The organism is Methylobacterium sp. J-001, from assembly GCF_022829565.1.
GTDB lineage: Bacteria > Pseudomonadota > Alphaproteobacteria > Rhizobiales > Beijerinckiaceae > Methylobacterium.
The window spans coordinates 2501-3681 of sequence record NZ_JAKSYN010000052.1 but is presented as its reverse complement, the minus strand read 5'-3'; the positions used below and the strand labels follow the sequence as shown (position 1 = coordinate 3681).

Sequence of the window (1181 nt, the reverse complement as noted above, 5' to 3'; positions counted from 1 at the left end):
GGGAGTTGGTCTTACCCGACGGCGCTGCGCCAACCGCAAGGAGGCAGGCGACCACGGTAGGGTCAGCGACTGGGGTGAAGTCGTAACAAGGTAGCCGTAGGGGAACCTGCGGCTGGATCACCTCCTTTCTAAGGATTCTTTCTTGGACATGGGCGCCGGCTCCGCCGGCACCCAGCGAACGTCAGTTCATCCATCGAAGATCATTTAGATACAGGGTTCAGTCAGAACCCATTTGGCGGGACAGGCGCCGTCCTCGTTTCTCTTCCTCACCAGATAGCGCGATCGGCGCTCTGCTCCGGCTTTGCCGGGCGGCGCGCCTCGATCGCTCTGGGCCTGTAGCTCAGGTGGTTAGAGCGCACCCCTGATAAGGGTGAGGTCGGACGTTCGAGTCGTCCCAGGCCCACCACGACACGGGACGCTCGACTATCGGCGCTGACCCCTTGGGGCCATAGCTCAGTTGGGAGAGCGCGTGCTTTGCAAGCATGAGGTCGTCGGTTCGATCCCGTCTGGCTCCACCATTCTTTTGGGAGTTGGCGCCGCTGTAGCGGCTGCCGCCTGAGAGAGGGTGTCGAGCCTGGCTATCTGGAACACAGTTTGCCGCGGCAGACGATCGATGAGAACCGTAAGGTTCGGTCGGTCGCGCCGTCTGGCGAAGACATCAGTGACATCGTGAAGAGGGAATGTGGCCGTTGGGGGCGCGAAAGCGTCAGCCCCGGCGGTCATGTTCGGCAAGCATACGGTGATTGGATCGGAAACGATCCGATCACTGGTCTTTTTGTGACCGTGTCGCGATCGACAGCCGAATGGCTGCCGATCGGCGGACATCGATCACGAGAGCGATCAAGTGTCTTAAGAGCATTCGGTGGATGCCTTGGCGCTGAGAGGCGATGAAGGACGTGGTACGCTGCGATAAGCCTTGGGGAGCTGCGAACGAGCTTTGATCCAGGGATTTCCGAATGGGGAAACCCACCTTCGACCTTCCGTATTGTGGGTTCAGGCGTGAGCCTGAACTCTCAATACGGTTGGTCACATGAAGGTATCAAATCCTGAATCCATAGGGGTTTGAAGCGAACCCGGGGAACTGAAACATCTCAGTACCCGGAGGAAAGGACATCAACGAGACTCCGTCAGTAGTGGCGAGCGAACGCGGATCAGGCCAGTGCCTGTGGTGAGTTTACCGG

2 tRNA genes and 2 rRNA genes (1 of these 4 cut by a window edge) are annotated in these 1181 nt (G+C 59.3%); all 4 read left to right on the top strand.

Features of this window, described 5'->3' with window-relative positions:
• Positions 1 to 128, top strand: a 16S ribosomal RNA gene (locus MKK65_RS05685); the annotation flags it as partial.
• 201 nt (positions 129 to 329) lie between these two features.
• A tRNA-Ile gene (locus MKK65_RS05680) sits at positions 330 to 406 on the top strand.
• A gap of 36 nt (positions 407 to 442) precedes the next feature.
• Positions 443 to 518 (top strand) — tRNA-Ala (locus MKK65_RS05675).
• A 320-nt stretch (positions 519 to 838) separates the two neighbouring features.
• Positions 839 to 1181: ribosomal RNA gene (locus MKK65_RS05670) — 23S ribosomal RNA — on the top strand; it runs 2465 nt beyond the window's last position.